This window comes from Acinetobacter sp. YH12136 (assembly GCF_013418545.1).
GTDB lineage: Bacteria > Pseudomonadota > Gammaproteobacteria > Pseudomonadales > Moraxellaceae > Acinetobacter > Acinetobacter towneri.
The window spans coordinates 1-21013 of the sequence record NZ_VPBV01000037.1; the positions used below are offsets into that span (position 1 = coordinate 1).

Here is a 21013-nt window from a genome sequence, read left to right on the forward strand (position 1 = left end):
TCCATTTTAGATATTTGTTTAAGATAAGATATAACTCATTGAGATGTGTCATAGTATTCGTCGTTAGAAAACAATTATTATGACATTATTTCAATGAGTTATCTATTTTTGTCGTGTACAGAGAAAATTTTTGCACAACAATTTTTTAGGTGTGCCAAATTTTTCATTGAAATCGAAAGCCGTTTCCATAGTCCTTTAGAAGTGTAAAAAATAATCACGTGAATACTCTTATAGTTTTTTGAAATATTAAACAAGGTTGATCTACCCCATATTTTGTGTCCACTTACAATTCATATACAGTATGTTGTGATTTTTTTTGTGTTTTTAAGAACTGGGTCACAAATTATAGCAATGATATTTATTTTAAAACCTAGAGGTTCTTAATATGGAAATTAAACAACTGAGACAGGTAGAAGTCGTTACAGATGTTTTATGTGATGTATGTAGCCAATCAACTAAATTGGAGTTTGGAACTTTATCGGCTTATTGGGGGCTATGGTTCCAAGCATGATGGGGAAAGATATGAGTTGCAGCTATGTGAGAAATGTTTCTTTTATGCCTTGATGACATTAAAAAAAGAGCGAGTTGATGAGTTTATGTTTGATGAAAATTTTGACCCTTCTGCTCTAGATGGGTTTGGGGTGAAGTGAACCTATCAATGTGACAGGCTTTAATTATCCTAGAACATACTGATCCAAATTTAGACGTTCGATTTGGCTTGATCGGTATGTGATGTATAGACCGATTGTTGTTCCTGAGCATAATTCCCTTGGTTGCTAGCTCTATTCTTATAGGGTTGGTGCCTTGAATACCAACGCTAGTTCGGGTTCTTTTTTACTAATATTTTAAAGAGGCACTAGGTTTGTCAATGCTCGCACTGCTGATGTCTTTATGTGTCAGGTTGATTTTTAATATAAGTGAAATTTTAATACTTCTGCGAAAAGGGGCAAGTGTGCTAGAGACATCGCTTTTTTAAATACGGACTTGATCAAACTGTCAATAAGTTTATATTTTTTATGAAGAATTTCCTCCCAATTTCTTGTATTTTAATAGAAAATCCTACTTATACCCTCTTTATATTTAGGGGGTGGTGGAAAAGCGACCAGTTTTTTTCCTCTGTATTGATATAATCGTAACTAATTATCAAGTTCCTAAAATGAAGATGCGGAAATTCACATATATTGACTTATTTGCTGGCTGCGGTGGTCTATCTGAAGGTTTTACACAATCAGGGCTATTTGATGGGTTAGCACATGTTGAATGGGAATTGCCGATGGTGAACACGCTCCGTCATCGCCTTATTCAGAAATGGGAGCATACACCTGAATCTGCAGAGAAGTCAGTTATACATTTTGATATTCAAAAAACTGAAGAGTTGATTTTTGGTCAATGGAATGGAGAGTCTGAAAAGATATTTGGTGCAACTAATCACCCTTTTGTGAAGAAATATGGCTTGCGTGGTTTAATTGGTGAGCGGGATGTTGATATAGTTATTGGTGGACCACCTTGCCAAGCATACTCGATTGCAGGCCGTGCCCAAGATAAAAACTCAATGAAAAATGATTACCGTAATTATCTTTTCGAAAGTTTTATCAAAGTTGTAGATGAGTTTAAGCCTAAATTATTTGTCTTTGAAAATGTTCCTGGTATATTAAGTGCAAAACCTGGCGATAAACTTGTGATTGAGCGAATTTTTGAAGCATTTGGGGCTATTGGCTATGAGATTAATGTGCCTGAAAAATTAAAAGATACACTTTACACTGCATCAGATTTTGGAATTGCCCAAAAGCGAGATCGGCTAATAATTATCGGGGTTTGCAAAGATTCAGGGTTAGAGCTAAAAGAAATTTATGCAAATATTGATGAATTGAAAACAAATAAACTTGTGAATGTAGGTGATATAATTGGTGAGTTACCTAAACTTTATCCTTTAGAAAAACCTAAAAAAGAAAAAGGAAAAAATATATCTCATGTCATGAGACAAGGGCAATATGTACATTTACATAATCCTCGTTATCATAACTTGAGAGATATTAATATTTTCAAAAAGTGGATTTTAGACGATATGAACCGTAAGTCCACACATGAAAAATTAGAATTTTATAATACTGTTCTTGGTAAAAAAACTAAATATGGTAAATATAGAAATTTAGAATGGGATAGACCATCACCAACAATCGTGGCTCATCTACAGAAGGATGGATTATTGTTTATACATCCTGATGTTGATCAGGCTAGAACAATTACAGTACGTGAAGCCGCACTTTTGCAATCTTTTCCTTTAGATTATGATTTCTTAGGCAGTCAAGGGTATTGCTACAAAATGATAGGCAATGCTGTGCCACCATTGATGGCTGAAAAAATAGCAAAGGGTATCTATAAGGTTTTAGTAAGTTAAATGAAAGTTTTAGTTGCATGTGAGGAAAGCCAAGCAGTTACACAAGAGTTGAGGCTCTTAGGTCACGAAGCTTATAGTTGCGATCTTTTGAAATGTAGTGGTGGGCATCCAGAATGGCATTTTAATACAGATGTTTTCGAAGTAATTAGTAATAAGGGGGGGGTGTTACAAAATGGTCAAACGGTTTATGTAGATGAATGGGAATTAATGATTGCTCATCCTCCATGCACTTTTTTAGCATCTAGCGGTGCTAAATGGTACTATCATCCTGAAGATAAGCTTTTACCAAAGGATGAGCGCAGGTCACATCCAAAGTTTCCTAATAGAGCCATGGATAGAGAAGCAGCAATAGATTTTGTGATGCGTCTTTATAATGCTCCTATTAAAAAAATAGCTATTGAAAATCCTATTGGTATTTTAAGCTCTCGTTTCAGAAAGCCTAATCAAATTGTCCAACCATGGATGTTTGGTGATGAGGCTACTAAAACCACATGTTTATGGTTGAAAGGATTAAATCCCTTAAAGCCTACCAAAATTGTTGGGCATGGTGAGAAATATTATTTGCAGAATGGGAAAACTATGCCTTTATGGTATGTTGAAGCGTTGCAAAAAGCAAAAACACCTGAGCAAAGACGAAATTTACGTAGTAAAACTTTTCCTGGAATGGCTAAAGCGATGGCTAAGCAATGGACGGAAAGTGAAGAGCTAGAAGTTTCTCATCTATCTCAAATGGAACTTTGCTAATAAAGGTTGGTAAATTTTGATATTGAAGTTAATAGAAAGCACCATCATAAATTGAATCTATGACTAGATACTTAATATTTGATTGGCACTGTGTCACATAAACTTGATATTATCGAGACTTTGTTTAATGCCTAACACTATGAATTTTTTGGTTTAGTTTTTGGGTTGAAGTTCAAGAAAAAATTTTAAAATCAAAGTCTTACATGGTTTTGTGTGCAGGTAATATTGTGGACTTAATATTTTTACTTAGATAAATTGAAATATCATATTTTATTTTTAGTTGTTATATAATTAAAATGGTAGGTGGTTTTATATAAAACTATTAGTTTGATTTTTTGTGATGGGATATTATTAATAGACTATACATAACTATTGATTGTAATTTATTTTGAGAATGGGTGTTGATTTTAAATAATAAAAAGGTCTAATAAGGATACTTTATGTTTTAAGCTAAAATAAGGTATATTGGTTGAGTATAATCCTTATTTATAAAGATGAAGATGAATTCCACAAAAATATTAATACCAAGTGCTGCATCTATTTTACAGTCCATGCGAGACATAGGCTACACCCTAGATACAGCTGTTGCAGATATCATTGATAATAGTATAGCTGCTGCAGCGACAAAAATTGATTTAATTTTCAGCATTACTCCATCACCACGTTTTTTGATTATTGATAATGGTCAGGGAATGGATTCGGATGAGCTATATCAAGCTTTGAGATTTGCTACAAAATCTCCAATAGAAATTCGTGAAGAAAAAGATTTAGGAAGATTTGGTTTAGGTTTAAAAACAGCATCATTTTCACAAGCACGAAAACTTACAGTTGTATCTTGTAAAGAAGGTAAGATGTCTGCGGCTCAATGGGACTTAGATTATGTAGTTCAAAGTGATCAATGGCTATTAAAAATTATTGATCCTAGTGAGCTATCAATTGATTCTATGTATTTAGATCAAATAGCTGTTCACGGAACAATTGTTATTTGGGATGATATTGACCGTATAGAGTTTTCTGAAAATCATACACAAGCACAAAATTATTTAGGTTATTTGCTAACAAAACTCAGAGAACATTTAGGATTAGTATTCCATAAATTTATTGAGGGTACGGCCAAAACAGAAAAAATAAAGATATGCCTTAATCACCATGAAATTGAAGCATTTAATCCATTTTGTCTATCTAATCAATTTACCCAACTCATTGGCACAGAAAAAATTTTAGTTGATGATTCAGAAGTCTTACTTCAAGCATATACTTTACCGCATTATAGTAAAATGAATTCGGCCGAATATGAGCTTTTTAAGAAACGTAGTGATTTATTAAATGGTCAAGGTGCTTATGTATACCGCAATGATCGTTTGATGGTTTGGGGAGATTGGTTTCGTTTAATTCCTAAAACAGAAAACAGTAAATATGCACGTGTAGAAATTAACTTTGATAAACAAATTGATCATCAATGGACGATTGATATTAAAAAGTCAAAAGCTTCTCCACCATATGCGGTATTAGAAGCTCTTAGGCGTATTATAGGGAAAATTACGACCGCGAGTGTACGGATGTCTACGAAGCGTGTTAGTAAAAGTTTAACAACAAACCAATCTCCGTGGAATCGTTTCTCAGGTGAAGAGATTAGTTATAAATTAAATACTAACTTCCCGCTCTACCAAAACTTCTTTAACACTTTATCTAGTGATCAGCGTATACATTTTCAATCTTTGGTAGAAATCATTCAAAGTAGTTTGCCTATGCAAAGTATTTATTCTGATATGGCTGTAAACCCAAAGCAGATTGCGATGTTTGATCAAGTAGATCGGCAAAAAACTAAACAAAAATTTCTTCGTTTTGCTGAGTTTATGCAGGAAGAAAATATGACTAAGGACAAGTTGAAAGATGCAGCAGTGACCTGTGGCTTGTTTAGTCAATACACTAATGATTTAGATCAATGGGTAGAAGAATATTATGCTTAATACAATTCAGCACGACGTGGCACAAATCGCAATTATTAAATGTTCTACACAAGATGGGCCATTTGAAATTGAGCATATAAAAAATATTGTAAAAAAGGCAGCAATGTTTTCTGACTATGATGGTGATTTGGATGCCATCATCCGTTATGTTGAGTCCAAAGTGAATTGTACGATGGAACTTGGTATTTCAGTTGTGAGTGCTGAAGCTCAACATGATCAGGATTGGATTAAAGTAATTAAATCAGAGGAAAAGATATATGCAACAGCGTATGAGCGATATTTAAAAGATAAAGGGATGGGACCGAGCGTTGTGAATTCAATTTCACGCGTAAATGATAGCATTTTGAGTCTAATGGGAAATCCGCGCCGTACAAACCATAATTTCCAACGCCGTGGGTTAGTGATTGGTGATGTGCAATCAGGCAAAACAAGTAACTATCTATCTTTATTAACAAAAGCTGCAGATGCTGGATATAAATTTATTATTGTAATTGCTGGCATTCATAATAACTTACGTTCACAGACTCAGCAGCGTATTGATGAGGGATTCGTAGGTCGTATTAGTAGTACTGATCAAGGAAAAACACCAATTGGTGTGGCACATTTTTGTGATGGAATTTTCCCTCATCCTATTTCATTTACCACAGTTGATTATGACTTCAATAAAAATCTAGCAAATAGTATTGCAACGGGAATTAGTAACTTTAATAAACCTGTTATTTTAGTTATTAAGAAAAACGTATCAACATTACGTAGTTTGCATGATTGGTTGGTCAACTTTAATATGAATGGGGCAAAATCTAATGGTAAAATTAATGCTCCGATGTTGATGATTGATGATGAAGCAGATAATGCCTCTATCAATACTAGGGATTCTGAACTTGATCCCACACAAACAAACTTTTATATCCGTACAGTTTTAAAATGTTTTAATCAGGCAAGTTATGTCGGGTATACTGCTACACCATTTGCCAATATTTTTATTGATCCAGAATCCTATGGAGATTGTGAAGAAGATTTGTTTCCAAAAGATTTTATTTATAACTTAGATGCACCTACAAATTATTTTGGGGCGCGTAAAATTTTCTTGGACCAAGATTATAAATATATCCATGTACCATTGGATGAGAAAGAGATTGGCCAACATATTCCAATGAAGCATAAGAAAACACTCACAGTAAAAAATATTCCTGAATCTTTGAAAGAGGCTATTTGCTGTTTCTTAATAGCTAAATGCATTCGTAATATACGTAAAGATGCACATGAACATTGTTCAATGTTAATCAATGTATCAACTTTTACTGATGTACAAATTCAATTAAAAAATAAAGTGCTAGATTTTGTGCAAGATTTAGGTGCACAAATTATTAGTTTTTCTGCAATGCCAAATGCTTTAGAAAATGAATATATTGCATTTTTGCATAAAACTTTTAAAAGGTTTTATTCAGATGCAAAAGATTTGGATGGAGGTGACATTGGGTGGGAGCAAATATCTACTGAGCTAAGGGCAATATTTGATGACTCTGAAAAAGAATATGTCTTTAAAACTTGTGCTGTGAATAGTTCATCTCCCGATTCTTTAGATTATAGTGAGTATGGACATCGTGGTTTGATGGTGATTGCTATTGGCGGATTCAGTCTGTCCCGAGGGTTGACAATTGAAGGGCTAATAGTTAGCTATTTCTACCGCAGTACACAGATGTACGATACTTTGTTGCAAATGGGGCGTTGGTTTGGTTACCGTCCGCAATATGAAGATCTTTGCCGTATTTATATGACAGATGAAGCATATTCATGGTATGAGCATATTACGATGGCTGCTGAAGATGTGCGTCGTCAAATCGCAGAAATGAATCAGTTGAAAAAGACACCTAAAGACTTTGGTCTATATGTTCGGGCAAGTGATGTAGGATTAATGATCACGGCCCGTAATAAAATGCAAAGTGCCCAATCAGTTGTATTAAAACGAAGCTTTAGTGGGAAATTGCAAGAGCAAACTACTTTCTGTGACCACGCAGAAATACATGCTGTAAATTATAAAGTCTTAGAAGATTTTTGGGATGTTTTAACAAAGAGTACTCTTATTAAACAATGTGCAACTGGTGCCTATTTTAACGATGTTAATCTTTCAATTGTGATTGAATTACTCTCGAAATATCGTTTTGGTGCCGATTCAGAGGTTACTGAAAGTCATGTATTAATGGATGCTGCAGCACGTTATTTGGTTGCAATACAATCACAGCATTCCAAAATAGATGTTGTCTTTAGATCTCGACATGAAGCAGGACATGAACTGAACAGTTTTGCCGATATTCGTGCTGTTGAACGTAATAAGGTTACAAAAAAAGGGAATGAAAACTATCAGCTCAATAAAAGTCGATTGGGATCAAACACAGATGAATCAATTGGCCTTACTACTGAACAAATAGCTCAGGTACAAAAGCCAACTGGTAGGGAGTTTCGAAAAATACGGAATAAACCATTGTTAATTGTTTACCTGGTTGAGTTGTCTACACAGTTAGATGAGATTCAAGAGGAAGAAAAATTAAATTGGAATCCTGTAGATGAATTAGGCTATCCAGCCTTAAGTTTAAGTTTTCCATATATGGATACAGATCAGTCTGTACAAATTTATGCTAACCGTATTTATATGGATTCAAAAATAGTGATTGAAGTACAGGAAGAAGTGTAATGGCTGTATTGCTGCCTTGGGATGAATTAAGTACTCCAACTATACAAGCATTCACGACACGTCGTATTGGCGAATACTTATCAGCAAATATTTTTATTGCGAGAGATCAGCAGAATGCCTTTTCTGTGATTGTGCAGCATCAAAAGGATCTAAGAGATGTATTTAATAAACATCGTGTTGATATCGGTGCTGTGAGCTCGGATTATAGGGAATTGTCAAAGGGCTTTGCCTTACAATTTAAATTAGAAGATAAAAAATTGATTGAATATTTTGATCAATTCATTCAATTTGTATTACGAGATTTAGATCAAACAGATCAAGAACAACGGATTGTAGAAGCATTTTTATTAAAACTTAAAAACTGGAAACGATTTATTTCCTCAACTCAGTATGGGAAATTAAGACCTGAACAAATTCGAGGGTTGCTCGCAGAACTAAATTTTCTTGATAGTCTATTGACGACTTATCCTTCTGATGCAGAGGAAATTTTACAGGCATGGTATGGGCCAGAGCGGTTACAACACGATTTTGTTTTTAAAGATCTTGTTGTTGAAATTAAATCTATCGGTAGTATTGATAAAAGAAGTGTCAAAATATCATCGTTATATCAGCTAGAAAAGAATGTATCAGATTTATATTTACATGTGACGGCCGTTTTAGAGGCACCTGACTATGCACAAGATGTAGTCACGTTGAATAGTAAGGTTATCGATCTAAAAGAAAAGTTAGCTCAACAAGAAAATGTAATATTACACAGTATTTTTGAGCAAAAACTATTAGAGTCCAATTATATTGAAGATCATTATTACGATAAATATTGTTATGTGGTGAGACCTTTACATACTTATCAAGTTACAGAAGCCTTTCCTAAGCTTGATTCAAGTTTGATTCCTAATGGAATTTTAAATGTGAGTTATGAGCTAGATCTGAATTTGATTGATCAATACAAGGTAATGGATTTGCTAGCAAAGGTTGGGGCAGCTCTATGAGTGCATTGCAGGATTTTTTTAAAGGTTTACAAAAGGATGTTGCTGCAGCTGCAGCGGCATTCAATATGTTCAGTTTAGAGGCTTTTGTTGGTGAATATGTTCAAGAACTGATTGAAATCGGTGATTTATCTGACTGTGAGCTATGTGAGCAGCCTAGCCAAAGTAATCTATTATTGAATGGTTTCAATATTGATGAAAATGAAAATACAGGTCAAGTTATTTTAAATTTGATCGTAACTGATTTTGAACAGCGCTCAGAACTCGAGAGTCTTACAAAAAATGATATTGATGGTATATTTAAAAAAGTATTAAGTTTCTTTAAGGAGGCTTACAGTAAGAATTTATATCAAGAATTTGATCCATCCACCGCCTTGTATAAACTTGCAGAATATATTGATGTTTATAGAGAAAAAATTGAAGAAGTAAACCTTTTTTTACTTAGTGAGCGAGTACTTTCAGCACGTAAAGATTTTAAACGTGAGGAGTTTGAAGGTATTAATATTAAATACCATTTATGGGATATCGAGCGGTTTTATAAATTAAAATCATCCAATCTTAGTCGTGAGGCTTTAGAGATCGATCTTATTGATCGTTACACACAGCATCTAGAGTGTTTACCTGCTCATTTGGGTGATACTGCACTCCCATCTTATTTAGTTATTTGCCCTGGTGATATACTTGCCGATCTCTATAATGATTATGGAGCCCGCTTATTGGAGCAAAATGTTCGTAGTTTTCTTCAGGCTAAGGGCGGAGTTAATAAAGGTATACGTAATAGTATTTTAAAAGAACCCGAATATTTCTTTTCTTATAATAATGGTATCACTGCGACAGCGTCCGATGTTGAAGTACAAATAATAAATGGTCGTACTTATGTATCTAAGGTAGTTGATTTACAGATTGTAAATGGTGGACAAACCACAGCCTCTCTAGCGAAGGCCAAGATAAAAGATAAGGCTGATTTATCAAAAATTTTTGTGCAAATGAAATTAACGAAAGTTTCACATGAACAAAGTGAGATAGTGGTTCCACGTATTTCTCAATATGCCAACACACAAAATAAAGTAAACCTTTCAGATTTATCTGCAAATCATCCTTATCATATTCGCATTGAGGAGCTATCACGAAAATTGTGGGCGCCACCTATGAAAAATGCTTTACGAGATTCTGGATGGTTTTATGAGCGTTCTCGTGGACAATATAATGAAATGTTAGCTAGTGGTAGCCGAGCTTTATTAAAAATTAAATATCCAAAAACCCAACTATTCACTAAAACTGACCTTGCTAAATTTATGATGGTTTGGGATTGTCCTGAGCCAAAATGGGTAAATATGGGAGCACAGAAGAACTTTACTAAATTTTCTGAGTTAATTACCAAAAACTGGAAAAATATGGAGATTCAAGGTGAAGTCAATGAATATTATTTCAAAAAAATAGTCGCTAGAGCGATTATTTTTAAGCAAACCGAGAAGCTTGTTTCAGCTCAACCTTGGTATACAAATGGTTATCGTGCCAATATTGTGATTTATACTTTAGCTTATTTGGCTAAATTTATGAAAGATAATAACAAAACAATTGATTATTTGAAAATTTGGCGTGAACAGGAGCTTTCAGAGGCTTTTGCAGAGACATTAGTTAATCTTACTCGAGAAATTAACCGTATTCTTACAAGTCCAAATCAGGCTAGAACTACTAATAATATATCTGAGTGGGCGAAGAAAGATGCGTGTTGGGGCACAATTTTAGCTGAAGCTACATGTCTGAATGCATACATTAATAAAGAGTTTTTATCAGAATTAGTAGATAGCGAGAGTCAGGAAAGTATTGTAGATGAAGCAAAAATTAAGCAGAAATTAGCTGACTCTATTTTGGTTCAAGATAAAATCAATGCTATCGACAGGTATTATTGGAAGGAGTTGCTAAATTATATTGATAGGGAGCATGAATTGAGTTTTAAGGATCGGGGAATTCTCAAAACGGCAGGAATGGGGAAGCAAGCTTTATCTGCTAAGCAATGCTTTGTTTTGGAAAGAATTTTGACTAATTATCAGCAAGAGTTTGAACGTTTTAATGCAAATGATAAAGAGTCATTGCTTGATTGGTAACATGATTGCCCTGTATGGCTTGATTATAATAGGGCAGTTTTTTTATATAATTTTTTAGAATAATAAAAATTAAGTGTAAATTGAGAGTCTATTATGGATATTTACCCTAAGTGCCTTTTAAGGCCTTGTTTTAAAGGTGAGGCCTATATTCGAGGGTTGTTAGAGGAGTTGGAGGAAGAAGGAACGGTTATTCATTCTGTAAATTTACCTAAACATCAAAATAAAAGATGGAGTGAAATTGATTTCCTTATCATAAGGGGGAAGAATGTCATCGCATTAGAAGTCAAAGGTGGATATGTTTCATGTCAAGATGGTATTTGGACATATACTAATGGTAAGGAAGTTTATAGGAGTTATGAGAGCCCATTAGAACAAGTTCAATCTGCAGTAATAGCATTAGAGCAGATGATTGCTTTAGACTTAGACTTAGATATACATATAGAACATGGAGTAATATTTCCATTTACCATATTAAAAGAAAATATGATCTATTTTCCTAAAGCTAAAGTTGCCGATAGAACAGTGTGTATAGACAGAAATAGATTTTTGAATTGGTTAAATCAACTTTCTGCAGGTAAAAATAAAAAGTTATATTCGAGCTTTGAACTTACCCAATTAAAAAACTATCTTCTACCTAAGTTCGATATCACGATGACGAGGAGACTATGTCATAGATTTGTATTGGAACAAATTCATGAATATACCGAGGAGCAAAAAAAATATTTCAATTTGATTGATTCAAATAAAATGATTGTAGTATTTGGGAGCGCAGGCAGTGGAAAAACAGAATTATTAATTCATACTGCTATTAAGGAAAAGTTAAAAGGTAATCAGCCAATCATCTTGATAAAGCATCAGAAATTAAAAGAAAGCTTGCAAGAACGTTTAAAGGACTGGGATATTGCAGTTAGTAGTGATGAAATACCCTCTAAATATAATGTCTTGCTTATTGATGAAGGCCAAGATTTTTATAGTAAAAAAATTTTACAGCCTTACATAAGAAAGTTTCAGCATGGGAAGGTTAGGATATTCATGGATAAGAGTTACCAATTTATGGATGTTCCTCCAGAGCAAGAGTTGTTGGATTGGTATGCTGATCAGGCAATTATTGTTAATTTAGATACAAATGTACGAAATACGGAACATATCATTAATACAGTTGAAGCTCTGATCCAAGCTGAACTTGGTTTGGCAAGAATCCAAGGTGTAGGTAATAAAGTCAATGTTGAGAGTTTTTTTGATGAGAAAGATCTAGAGTGCTTGTTGATAAAAAGTGCCAATTTATTGTGTAAAGATAATATTGATAATAATAGTACTGTTATTTTATATCAAAAATATGATGCATTAATTGATGGTTCCATTAATAAATTAAAGGAAAATAAAATTTTATTTAAAAAATTTATTTCAATAAGTGAAGATGAAAGTAACTTTTTGGTTTATAGTGATATCAGGAGTTATCGAGGATTGGAAGCTGATCAGGTAATTTTAATTCTAAATGATTTTTCTAATTTAAGTGCTCAAAGTTTATCAGATATATATATAGGGATGACACGCGCTCGCGTTAATTTAACTATACTGTGTCATGTTGGATACTTAGATAAATTATTATTTTAAATAATATGTGAAATTAAAACTAGAGGGCTGGTGAATGTCGGAATTAGTATATGATTTAAAAAAAATCAGAAACGATTTCCTTTTAAAAATTAGCGATAAAATTATTGGGCCAAAAGGAGGAGTGAGAGAGTTTATTCATGAGCCTCCTCATAAACAATATTTATGTGGCTTTCTTTTCCCAAAGGATGCATCAATTGAAGATACTAATGATTTATCTGAGCACGATGAAGATAAGCAGCAGTTGGACTTATTATTCCAACGTTTACCTGCTAGTGCGGGATTAAGTTTTGCTGTTGGTTTAGATTGTAATTCCGTTCAAGTCGAAGTTAAAGCAGCACGTTATATCCAAGATCAGGATGAAGAATTAAATCAAGGGTGGGTTCGGCAGCCTTATCATAATGATCAAGCCGAAGTCAAAAATATTGATTTATCAGAGCCAATATTGAGTCCAATTTATGTGCTAGAAGGTCATGCTGCCATTTCTATTAAAATTCGATCATATACAAATTATAAAATTCTGACAGTAAGTCTAATTAATCAAAAAATAACAGATAAATCAGTTTCAGTTCCTGATATTTTGACTCAGGTTGAAATGAAATGCACGCCAGAAAATGGCGTAATCAAATACCAAGATAGTTCTTACTTAACCACTGACTCTGAATTATTAGCACTTGAATTGCAATATAGTAATATGCCAACGTTCGCATTAGGACATGCTTGTAGTGCTTATTGGCCTACAGTCCAAAATGGTAAAGTTCCATTTGTTCGGACGTCTTATTTACCATTGGTAGAGGTGCCATCTGTTACTACGGAAATTCAGGGATTAGATAAGCAGATTACAGAGGCATTTAAGTTAGTCAATTTAAGTGATAATAAGTTTGATCCCTTACAAGGTTTTCGTGCCTTTGTTGCAGTATATAGAGAATGGGCAGAAAGCTTAAGTTTTCAAAATGTTGAAGAAAAATATACCGAAGTCAAAAAAGAAATTTTATCGAGTATTTTTGCAGCTATTGATCGAGCTGAACGTGGTATTGATCTATTAGAGAAATCATCCGATGCTATGCGAGTATTTCGACTAGCCAACCATGCCATGTTACTCAGCATGTTGCGTTCACGTTATAAGGGTGATTCAGACTCACGGTCAAAGCAAATTTTTCAAAGTTCAGCATTTAACCTTCTAGATAGGGAAAAGCAATCAATTGCAGTTTGGCGACCTTTTCAGATTTTCTTTTTTTTAATGTCCTTAAATGGTTTATGGAACGAAACAGATGAAGATCGCGATATCGTAGATTTAATTTGGTTTGCAACGGGTGGTGGTAAAACTGAAGCGTATTTAGCTGTAGCAGCATTTGAGATGTTGCGAAGACGCATGATAGAAAATGTTCAGGGTACTGCTGTGATTAAGCGTTATACCTTACGATTGTTAACGATTCAGCAGTTTGAACGTGCAGGTGGCTTAATTTGTGCATTGGAATCTATGCGTCAGGACGGTCTTTTACAAGATCGTGAGGAATACTCTCTCGGATTATGGGTTGGGGGGGGAGCTACACCAAATAGTAACAAAGGTGAAGATGGGGCATATGATGATTTGATGGCGATTTTTAATACAAATGGTTTGGTAGAAAATAATAAAATTCCATTAAAGGCTTGTCCGTGTTGTAGTGCAGCGATAATTCCTGCCTTTAAAAAAATAGGTGATGAAGGTGTTGGTGCAAGATGGAATAAGCAGCGTCAGGAAGTTGAATTATTTTGTCCAAATGTGCATTGTTTTTTTCATAAAGGTTTGCCAATTCGCTACGTAGACGAAAGTCTTTATCGACATCCACCTACAATGTTGTTAGCTACAGTTGATAAATTTGCGATGTTAGCTTGGAAACCTGAAGCAAGATGTTTTTTTGGGGATGGTAAAAAAGTTCAGGCACCATCTTTGATTATTCAGGATGAATTACATTTGATTTCGGGTCCTTTAGGTACAGTCAATGGCAGTTATGAAGCCGCATTGGACTGTATTATCACTGCTAAATCTAAGCCAGCAAAGTATATTTGTGCAACAGCCACTATCAGAAAGGCGAAAGATCAAATTCAGAAGCTTTATGGTCGTACGTGTAGTATTTTTCCACCAGCAGGATTGTCGGCTGAGAACTCATTTTTCTCCAAATCAGAAAGTCAAAAAATGGGTCGCTTGTATATAGGAGCATTGAGCCAAGGCCATAGTCCGACTTTTGCTAACGTGGTTGCAAGTACAGGTTTATTAGCTGCATCAGCAGACTGTTATGAACAGTGGGGTGCGGTCACTGATACGTGGTGGACATTGGTTGCGTACCATAACAGCAAGCGTGAATTAGGCAAATCCATGACGTTAATTCATGACGATGTGCCTGCTCGCCTTAGGCAGATGGGCGAGTCAAGAATATTAAAGTCAGAAAATATTAAGGAATTATCCTCTAATTTGAAAGATAGCCAAATTCCACAGATGTTAGAGGAGTTAAAGGTTTCTAAGAATGAGCGTTCGGATTGTGCATTGGATTATGTTGCCTGTACCAACATGTTATCGGTTGGGGTAGATGTACCACGTTTGGGGTTAATGATGATAAATGGTCAACCTAAGATGGTTTCTGAATATATTCAGGCATCTAGTCGTGTTGGACGTAAACAGAATAGCCTACCTGGTGTGGTTTTTACATTGTATAGTCCATCAAAACCACGTGATCGTTCACACTATGAGATTTTTAGATCCTTTCATCAGGGATTTTATCGCTATGTTGAGCCAACAAGCATAACTCCTTTTGCTGATCCTGCATTAAATCGTGCTTTACATGGAGCATTTCTCGCTTTAATACGCATGGTATCCAAGCATATATATGCCAACGAGCATGCTCACGATATATTTACATATGAAGATGAAATACAGGTGCTGAAAGATTTGTTAGCAGCACGCATGGAACGAGCTGGAGCAGATAAAGTTTTCATTGTTGAAAAACTTATAAAATTTATTGATGAGTGGAAGCAGGTTAGAAAATCAAGTGATCGGGCATTGATGTTTTATTCTTCGGGGAGTAAGTCACATTTATCATTAATTAAGCCATTTAAAAGCAAGGGGAATGGTATTGAAACCTTACAATCTCTAAGGAATGTTGATATTCCTGTCGGTCTTAAAGTAAAACATAAAAAGCGTGGTATTGAAGCATGAAGCGTGAAGTGCGAGCTAGTAATTTAACTGCTATTTCTAGTGTTGGTGCGATGGTGGACATTGCTCACGAGTCATTTCTTATACCAGGAATTGAACAATGGATAGGCGATAATGATATACCGCCGAAAGATCGCTTCACTGAGCTTAAACTGGATCGCTTAGAAAATGCAATAAGTCGAAAAATGTATAAATTTTCTGATCAGGATGCAACTTTATTAGTATCACGTTTTCCTCGTGCGCTATTCTGTGAAAAGTGTAGAAGTATTGTGCAATGGAAGTCTGAGTATGAAAAAGTAGATGGATATGGCAGAGTAAAACAACCCACATGTATTCATTCCGAGTGTCATGGAAAGATGGTACCTATGCGTTTTGTGGGAGCGTGTGAGGATGGACATTTAACGGATATAAATTGGCGTTTATGGGCACATTCAGGACCAAATGCTAACAGAGACTGTCGGGCAACAGATCAGTTAAAATTTATCGTGAACACAAAAGGCGCAGGATTAGATAATATTGCAATTCAATGTGTTGCTTGTAAGAGCAGTAGAACTTTAAAAGATTTAACTAATCCACAATACACAGAGAAGTTATTACATTGTTATGCAAACCATCCTTGGATTTTTTCTGAACAGCCTACTTTGTGCGATAAACCATTAAAGGTTATGCAGCGTGGTGCTACGAATATATATTACCCAAAAGTTGTTTCTGCATTTGATATTCCATGCTCAATTGAACAGACTCAGCAAAATACAGATGTAGTTAAGATCAAATTAGACAACGATAAGGATTTTAATCGCATAAAAAAACTATACGCTAGTGTTGGAAATGCCAACATGAAATTACCACTTGAGAAAATGATCAATCAGATAGCTCAGAGGTTAAATTTAGATTTATCTGTGATTACTGCATATTTAGACGAATCCAATACAGTACTTTCAACAGAATCAAAGCAATTGGAGAATGTCGAAAAAATCCAATTGTCCTTACAGGAAGAAGAAATTGAAACGTTTAAGGCTTGTCTGATTAATGGTGAAACTAGGACGGATAACTTTTATGCGATTCGTGAAAACTTAATCGAGGAAAAATTGCCTTGGATGGCACAACTGTTTAAACCAACATTATTACTCCATAAAATCCGTGAAGTGCGTGCATTTACAGGATTCCAACGTGTAAAACTCTCAGAATCGAAAGCATTTGTTCCTGCTGATTTGGGTGGGCCACAAAATTGGCTTCCTGTCTCAGAAGTATTTGGGGAAGGGATTTTAATTCAGTTTAATTTACAAATTTTGACTACTTGGGTAAGGCACTTACCTGTTGACCAACAAGAGCATTTCAATAAATTGGAAGAAAAACGTCAAGAACAAGAGTTGTATTTTTTACCTGTAATTGAGCCAATTTTTTTGATGATTCATACCTTATGCCATTTGTTGATTAGGCAGTTGGCTTTTGAAAGTGGTTATACGTCGAGTTCCTTGAGAGAAAAAATTTACTACGATCCTTTGCATGATTTTGCTGGGGTATTGATATACACAACGGATTCGGACTCAGAAGGTTCTTTAGGAGGACTAGTTGTTCAAGGTGAGCGGCATTCATTGAGTAGAATAATTATGAATGCTTTAGAAAAAGGACAATGGTGTTCTGCAGACCCAGTATGTGGTGAGACATTTGGGCAGGGTTTAGGTGGCTTTAATCACGCTGCTTGCCATAGCTGCACATTGTTACCTGAAACAAGTTGTGCGTATATCAATTCAGAGTTGGATCGAGCATTAATTTACTCAGATTATGGAATTTTAAAATATCTTGGAGTAACGCTGTGAGATTGCCGGCATTAGATGAGTTAACAAAGAATCAACGTGATATTTATCTCTATGCTCCGATTGATACCAATGTCTTGGTTAGTGGGCCACCAGGCTGTGGCAAAACGCTGATAGCGGGTTTGCGTGCTGAGGAAATGGTGAAGCGTGGCATGCCTACTAAATTAGCAATGTTTAATAGTGTATTGAAACAATACACTCAAGGTAAGACAGAAGAGTCTTATCAAACAATTACTATTACCCGTTTTTTTGCTGATTGGATAGAAAATTCTTTGGCGGAGATGTTAAAAGGAACATTCGACCTTAGGACTTTTATAGCTGAAAAAAGACGACAAATTTATTGGGAAAAGCTCACTAACTTCTTAGAGGAGCAAATAACCAATGAGGCATTGCAAGCTGAAGAATTTAGTTTTGGTTATTTAATTGTTGATGAAGGGCAAGATTTTCCACCAACCTTTTATAGCTTCTTAAATTGTTTAGCATTTATTGGTAATTTTCTTGAATCTGAGTACCCATTGAAATGTCTAGTATTAGCTGACGAAAATCAAAAACTTACTGATAATAATTCTACCTTAGATGAAATCAAGGAGATGTTAAATGTTGATGATGAGCATTATTATAAGCTAGTAGATAATTTTAGAAATTCTAAAGAAGTTGCTAAATTAGCCAAAAGTTTTTTTGCAAATGTTGGTGTAATGCCTGTAGAGCCAACAAGGTGTTCTGAAATACCTGAATTAATTCAATATCAATCAGTATTTAGTTTTCTTGATTATTTGAATGTATGGTTAAAAAACCATCCTGGTAAGGAGGTTGGAATTCTTTGTTTTAAAGAAAATACACGTAGCCATTTAGAAAAAGAGATACGAAAGTATTTAGATGTGAATTATCGTTTTCAGACTTATTCAAGTAAAACCTACGTAGAAAATCCAGTCACTGATTTGCAATTTGATGTGCCAAATACACTGACTTTGTTAAATGTACAAAGTTGTAAAGGCTTAGAGTTTGATACGGTATTTTTAGTCAATCCGGCTGATCTTAAATTAGATGATGCCTCATTACACTTAGACAAAATGACATTGTTTGTGGCTACATCACGTGCTCGTGATATTGTGAAAATGATTAATTACAATAACTTTGATATTGAAAATTCTAGGGTGAAAATATTACCGCCCCATGATATTTTGTCTAGAATCAATTGGGACTCACCACACCTTCCTGTTACTAAAGCTAATACACAAAATTGGGAAGATGCAACATTAGCTTTGATAGCGCAATATCAGCTTGATTATTTTGATCGCAGTGAAAAAGGCGGTTATTTTTGGATTTATACGGATATGAAGTTAAGTACGGAATTGTTGCAACTAGGATTTCAGTATGCCGAAGAAAAAGGTGCTTGGTGGCGTGAAGGTGAGGATAAAGCATGAGCGAGATGATGTATTATTTCCCTACCAATCGGGAGGAAGTTTTGTCAATCTTAGCTTCTGTGAGTTTTAACTTTAAAACAACACCACTACATATTCAAGTGGCTATGGCTAGTAAAGTAACGCCTTATCAGTTTTCTGAAAGTATCGATATTAATAATGAAGTTATTGCTTTAAGTACTAATGAGAGAAACTTCCCTGTTCTTATTGCTTTCTCTAATAAGATTAAGAAAAGTCAAATAAATTTTTCGGAGATTCACTATTTAGTTTTTAGAACTGAACAGGAAAAAGATGATTTCAGATTTCGTGCAGTTTCTGAATTTGATACTGAATGTATTAATTGGGTCGTAAGGCCTGAGTTGTTTCAGCCTTTGCAAAAAAACCATCAGAAGTTCACGAGGAAGGATCTTGAAAATGCTCCCAATTATCACAGTCGAATCATTTCTGGGCTATTAAATCTTAGACATGTTGCTAGTTGGAAAGGTTTTGATGCGGTTGCATTTGACCAACTTTTTCAAAAAGATGAGTTGAGTATTCAGTTATTGATTCAACTTGTTTTAGATTTAACTGGAAGTGAGATTGATAATAAATTATCTGAACATTTGATGATGGCCATTATTCAAAGCATTCTTGAGCACGGTAAGTTAAATTCAGTTGGATTACTACAAAAGATTAATGATAAATGGAGTGAGTTATGGGGGGCAGATGTTCCTCCACAAGATGAAGTCATTTGGTTTAAGTATTTAACATCTATTATAAATTCCACTCAGGTATTGAATCTAGATAAATTAACAGATGATGGTGGTTCGGTGTTTTTGCGAGCCGCAACATTGATGATCATGTCAGATGATCTTAATGTTCTAAAAAATTTTAGTGATCAGAGTTCTAGAATTGGTACTAAAGTACTCTATTTAGCTGCTTTCTTGATAGGGTTAAAGACGTCGTTACATCGAAGGTCATGGCAAGATAAAAAAAATGCAATTGCATTGATCGAAGAGTGTGCAGGGATTGTTGATAGCAAAAAAATATCTAAATTAGCTAGGTTGCTGAAAAATTCACTGTATTTAGCACAAGCCATTTGGCTTAAATCAGTACAAGTAGAAACTTACAAATTAGATATTTATCATATGAAACAGCGCTATTATAGGATCTATGCAGAAGGGATTAAAACGCAGGGAACATCTGTGGATGTGTGGAATTATGATAGAACTTTAAAGGCCTATTATGTGGATTGGGTTAATATCCCTAATATTGATGAACTTGAAACACTGATTAGTTTAATTTAGATATTAAAATATTGATTTTTAATTTAATTATTGGGTGAATGAGAGTCAAGCCTATATAACTGTTTTAAGTTAACTCACAGAGTTAGGTCGACTTCATTCTCAATTTATAACTTAAATTTGAATGGCTTAAGGAAGCCCTAAAGGCTCTATGCCAAAAAGTTATGTTGTATTCAAATATTCATCATGGTTGATACCTAGTACGACAAAGTAGGTGAGTCTAGTTGAAGCGTATTTGGTTTATTTGGAAACACTTTTTTTGAACTATTGCTTCGTAAGATCAATGACAAAAGTAAATATCTCTCTGAAATCAGACATAGAGCGGCTCATTCAGTTATTGAATCTCGAAAAGATTATTCATTGAATTGGGCTTCGGATTCTACGATTACTCCCACAAAGTTGATTCTCCTGCTGAAATACTTCATTTGTAAGCATCCAATGAGGCTTATTTGAGTCAGGCAGGCTTCCACTTATGCGGTAGTAATTCTTCAACCTAGCTTATTTTCTGTGTCGGCAGTCTTTTCAACACATCACTTAAATACGCATAAGGGTCCAGTCCATTCAGTTTTGCTGACTGGATTAAAGTCATGATATTGGCAGCTCGTTGACCGCTGCAGTGATCCTGCAAATAGCCAGTTCTTACGTCCCAAAGCCCAGGGACGCATTTGGTTGTCGGGTAGTCAGACGCAGTTACCTACGTCCAACCCCCTAAGAACCGTGCATGCGAGTTTCCCAGCACACGGCTCAAGCCTCTGCTAAGGCGCCATTCGGCACCCGGTTATACATCGTTGAC

At 34.9% G+C, this 21013-nt stretch carries 11 protein-coding genes and 3 pseudogenes; 12 read left to right on the plus strand and 2 right to left on the minus strand.

Going from position 1 to position 21013, the window contains the following annotated elements:
* The first annotated feature begins 385 nt into the window (after positions 1-385).
* A pseudogene (locus FTU71_RS13250) lies at positions 386-650 on the plus strand (hypothetical protein).
* On the opposite strand, the pseudogene FTU71_RS14710 reads toward FTU71_RS13250, so the two are convergent.
* A pseudogene (locus FTU71_RS14710) lies at positions 595-930 on the minus strand (DUF4236 domain-containing protein). The pseudogenes FTU71_RS13250 and FTU71_RS14710 sit on opposite strands and share 56 nt — an antisense overlap.
* A 160-nt stretch (positions 931-1090) precedes the next feature.
* Here FTU71_RS14710 and FTU71_RS13255 point away from each other — a divergent pair.
* From FTU71_RS13255 to FTU71_RS13305, 11 genes are all read left to right on the plus strand, one after another.
* Positions 1091-2398: a DNA cytosine methyltransferase gene (locus tag FTU71_RS13255; protein ID WP_373684973.1), complete on the plus strand. Its 1308-nt coding sequence runs from the start codon at positions 1091-1093 to the stop codon at positions 2396-2398.
* Positions 2399-3142 (plus strand): hypothetical protein, encoded by a 744-nt coding sequence (locus FTU71_RS13260; protein ID WP_180112062.1) that lies wholly within the window; start codon positions 2399-2401, stop codon positions 3140-3142.
* A gap of 500 nt (positions 3143-3642) precedes the next feature.
* On the plus strand, positions 3643-5112 hold the full coding sequence (locus tag FTU71_RS13265; protein WP_180112063.1) for an ATP-binding protein: 1470 nt from the start codon (positions 3643-3645) through the stop codon (positions 5110-5112).
* Positions 5105-7804: a Z1 domain-containing protein gene (locus FTU71_RS13270; RefSeq protein ID WP_180112064.1), complete on the plus strand. Its 2700-nt coding sequence runs from the start codon at positions 5105-5107 to the stop codon at positions 7802-7804. The genes FTU71_RS13265 and FTU71_RS13270 overlap by 8 nt, the downstream gene beginning before the upstream one ends.
* Positions 7804-8793, plus strand: a complete 990-nt coding sequence (locus FTU71_RS13275; RefSeq protein ID WP_180112065.1) for a PD-(D/E)XK motif protein — start codon at positions 7804-7806, stop codon at positions 8791-8793. Before FTU71_RS13270 ends, FTU71_RS13275 begins: the two co-directional genes overlap by 1 nt.
* Positions 8790-10898: an AIPR family protein gene (locus FTU71_RS13280; RefSeq protein WP_180112066.1), complete on the plus strand. Its 2109-nt coding sequence runs from the start codon at positions 8790-8792 to the stop codon at positions 10896-10898. Before FTU71_RS13275 ends, FTU71_RS13280 begins: the two co-directional genes overlap by 4 nt.
* Before the next feature lie 93 nt (positions 10899-10991).
* A complete protein-coding gene (locus FTU71_RS13285; RefSeq protein ID WP_180112067.1) occupies positions 10992-12512 on the plus strand; it encodes a nuclease-related domain-containing DEAD/DEAH box helicase in 1521 nt (506 codons plus the stop codon).
* A gap of 34 nt (positions 12513-12546) precedes the next feature.
* Entirely contained in the window at positions 12547-15702 is a 3156-nt protein-coding gene (locus tag FTU71_RS13290) for a helicase-related protein (protein ID WP_180112068.1), read from the plus strand.
* Positions 15699-17519: a DUF1998 domain-containing protein gene (gene drmB / locus FTU71_RS13295; RefSeq protein WP_180112069.1), complete on the plus strand. Its 1821-nt coding sequence runs from the start codon at positions 15699-15701 to the stop codon at positions 17517-17519. Before FTU71_RS13290 ends, drmB begins: the two co-directional genes overlap by 4 nt.
* A complete protein-coding gene (locus FTU71_RS13300; RefSeq protein ID WP_180112070.1) occupies positions 17516-18940 on the plus strand; it encodes a DNA/RNA helicase domain-containing protein in 1425 nt (474 codons plus the stop codon). Before drmB ends, FTU71_RS13300 begins: the two co-directional genes overlap by 4 nt.
* Positions 18937-20223: a hypothetical protein gene (locus FTU71_RS13305; protein ID WP_180112071.1), complete on the plus strand. Its 1287-nt coding sequence runs from the start codon at positions 18937-18939 to the stop codon at positions 20221-20223. The genes FTU71_RS13300 and FTU71_RS13305 overlap by 4 nt, the downstream gene beginning before the upstream one ends.
* 490 nt (positions 20224-20713) lie before the next feature.
* On the opposite strand, the pseudogene FTU71_RS14715 reads toward FTU71_RS13305, so the two are convergent.
* Positions 20714-20894, minus strand: a pseudogene (locus FTU71_RS14715) (transposase domain-containing protein); the annotation flags it as partial.
* Positions 20895-21013 lie beyond the last annotated feature (119 nt).